1 protein-coding gene and 1 pseudogene are annotated in these 3,285 nt (G+C 37.4%); one reads left to right on the plus strand and one right to left on the minus strand.

Annotated elements, in window-relative coordinates; all coding sequences use genetic code 11:
• The first annotated feature begins 416 nt into the window (after positions 1–416).
• Positions 417–2,366, plus strand: a complete 1,950-nt coding sequence (locus tag AAC037_RS22315; protein WP_339905735.1) for an LruC domain-containing protein — start codon at positions 417–419, stop codon at positions 2,364–2,366.
• Between the two features lie 637 nt (positions 2,367–3,003).
• Here AAC037_RS22315 and AAC037_RS22320 read toward each other — a convergent pair.
• Positions 3,004–3,285, minus strand: a pseudogene (locus AAC037_RS22320) (hypothetical protein); the annotation flags it as partial.

The raw sequence follows: 3,285 nt of genomic DNA on the forward strand, positions 1-3,285 counted from the left end.
TGCTATCCAAATACAGACCAAATGATAAATCAAAAATTATTTAGGACAGCATTGATAGCTGCTGAATAAATTGGCTCCCTTATCGGGTGGTTTTTACACCATTTGTGTGCTTCATCATTTATATTTTAACCTGAATTATGGAATAGATAGTCGTCTATTGCGTATATAGTTTCAAGCCATTTCTACGGGCGATATCCCTCCGTAGAAATGGCTTTTTTTTAAGTACTACTTTTCCAATTGGGGAATAACTGTATTCAATCTAGCCTGATTTTTTAAATAAAATGAAATCATTTCATCCACTGAATTTTGGAATTCACCTATCAAAAGATGCTGTCTAACGAGTTTTTCACTTCTCAAGCACTAATTATTATAGGTTTGTATCATTCGAAACAGGAAAACTTTTAAAACTAATAGATATGAAAAACAATAGCTTACTTCTGATCTTTGGATTTGCAGCTTCATTATTTGCCTGCGACCCAATCAATGAAATTTCTGAAACAGTAACTCAGGCTGATCAAAATGGATTAAATATCCCTTCAGGATTTGATTTTACCACTACTACTTCAGTTAATGTTGACCTTTCAGCAAGGGGAAGCGATAATGCCCCCTTGTCTAATGTGGTGTATAAAATATACAAAGGAAATCCTCAAAAAGAGGGTACATTGTTACAAACAGTGAAATTGGATGAACAAGGAAATGCTTCTGTTACAATAGACCTTCCAAGTTATCTAGATCAGGTTTTTATAACCTCCGATTATATAGGAGTTGAACCAATGGCTATAGTGCCGATTTCCGGTGGGCGAATTAGTTATAGTTTTGATGCGGCAAATCCTTCTATTTTAGCGGACGAATTTTTCGAAACAACTGCAACTAATGCCTTTGAAAGAATTTCTGCCAGCAGTGAAACCTTCATGACCTTAGGATCTTGGAATTCAAAAGGTAAACCAAGGTATCTTGTAGGTTCAGATGAAATAAGCGATCAACTCTTGAAAAATATTAATTCAAGCCTTCCGGAAAATGAAGACCTTAGAAGAAGTAACCCTGAGGCGATAAGTGATAAATACAAAAGAGAGCTTTTCGTAAGTGAAGATGCAGAAGTATGGGTGACTTATGTGCATACTGGAGGAAGTTATAGAAATGCCATTGGTTATTATTGGTACAAGGAAGGAGAAGCTCCAAAAACTCCGGCGGATATCAAGAACAAAACAATAATTTTCCCTAACGCTCAATACGGCGTGCTGCATTCGGGCAATAAAGTGAAATTAGTAGGACCTAAAGATGGCGCTTTTGAAAAAGACACTTATATCGGCTGGTTTTTGATTTCCAATGGCTGGCAAGGAGGAAACTTAACTTACGGCAATGGCGTCTTCTATGCTGACAAAAATTTAAATACCTTTAATGAAAAAGAGGAGCTTAGAGATCAAATGGTGTTTTTATATGATGCTACTGAGCAAATTTTGTTGATGGGATGGGAGGACATTCGAAGAGATTACAGCGGGTGTGACCATGATTTTAATGATGTAATGTTTTATGCTACCTGGAACCCCATTACGAGTGTGGACTTAACAGATTATGTGCCGATAGACACCGATGTGAAAGATAAGGATGAGGATGGAGTAGCCGATAGTGAAGATTTATGGCCAAGTTTTGGAGATTATGATTTGAATGATTTGGTTATTGATTACAATGTTAATGAAATTTCAAATGGCAATAACCGTATCAAGGAAATTGAGTTGACTACAGTAGTTAGAGCCACAGGAGCAGGCTATCGCAATGGTTTTGGAATTCAATTACCGGTATCATCAGATGAAGTGTTAAGTGTAGAAGGAACCAGATTGAGTACAGGTACCATCAAGACTTTGTCAACCGGTGTGGAACAAGGACAGAAATTAGCAACAATCATTGTAATGGATGATGTGAATGATAATCTTCCTGTAATGGCCAATGTTATGGCAGGAAACACTCATCATGGTACAGATACAGTAAAAGTTAAGATTGTATTCAAAGAATCAATAAGAAAAGCAGACCTTGGAGCCGCCCCTTATAATCCGTTTATGATTATCAATCAGGACAGGGGTAGAGAAGTTCACCTGATGAACATGGAGCCTACAGATCTTATGGACACAGAGTGGTTCAGCACGGCAGATGATATTAGTGCCATTGGTGAAGGTACTTATTTCACAAGCAATAAAGGCTTCAACTGGGCATTGCATATTCCACAAAGTATTTCCTACACCCAGGAAAAAGTAGATTTTACAAAGGCTTACACCAAATTTTCTGAATGGGCTAAGTCCGGTGGGAACTCTTACCAAGGCTGGTACCTCAATACAGATGGGCAAGTAAATTCCGACGTCATTTATAAATAATTCAATTGTTAAAATAACATTTTTTTAGGCCTTCCCTCCGCTTGGGAAGGCCTTTCTTTTTTTGCCTTCACATTTCTAGAATAAAGTGTTCATGAGAGGAGATCACTATTTAAACCGTATAAGTTGGTCCTACCAGTTGGGACATCGAGGTCAAATGATTCATCTACATACCCAAGCAATTTAATGAGAAAGGGTATTTAAGATTCCCTTCACCGACACCTTTGCTTTGTTTTTGTGTTAAAATTTTTGCCCATCCATTAACGGATCTTAATCGTTTTTAAAGGAGCAAAATATTGATACTGTATCCATGCAAATACTATACTTACCTATTAAAACTTCTAGAATAAAATGTGAAGAAACCATTCCCAAATCTTAGAAAAGCCAGTTTCCTAACTATAAGATAGGATTGGCTAAAGAGTATAAATGAAAAAGCCCTAACAGAGACTGTAAATAATTTCCAATGGTACACCAAGGCCAAAGGTTTAGAACTGAAAGAAAAAAATATCTCTAAGCAATAAAAGCCCGGATGATGGCTTCAGTCTTAATACAAAGTGAATTGAAGATAATCAAATTTTTTCAGGGTGGGGAGGCATGGCCCGTCCAAGCACTAAAATAAGTTGGCCAGGCTATTCCGAGATTATTTACCCAGGAATGTATAATTAAGAATAAGGTTTGTGTGAAAAAGGTTGACCTTATTGTACACCCAAGCGGGTCGAAGATGCTCCTGATCCAAAGCTGTTTTGCCCATTAGAATCAAATGGAAGTTCGTACCTTTCATCCAATTTTTTGGAACATAGCGTGCCCCTATATTGGCCTGAGCATAGCTGGGCATGGCGTATTTGTTTTTCTTAGGATCAGCAGGGTTTGGAAGAAAATAGACACCCATATAACTGTACAATTGTAAGGAGGCTTTAGGTAA

The sequence above is a fragment of the uncultured Cyclobacterium sp. genome (assembly GCF_963976465.1).
Taxonomy (GTDB): domain Bacteria; phylum Bacteroidota; class Bacteroidia; order Cytophagales; family Cyclobacteriaceae; genus Cyclobacterium.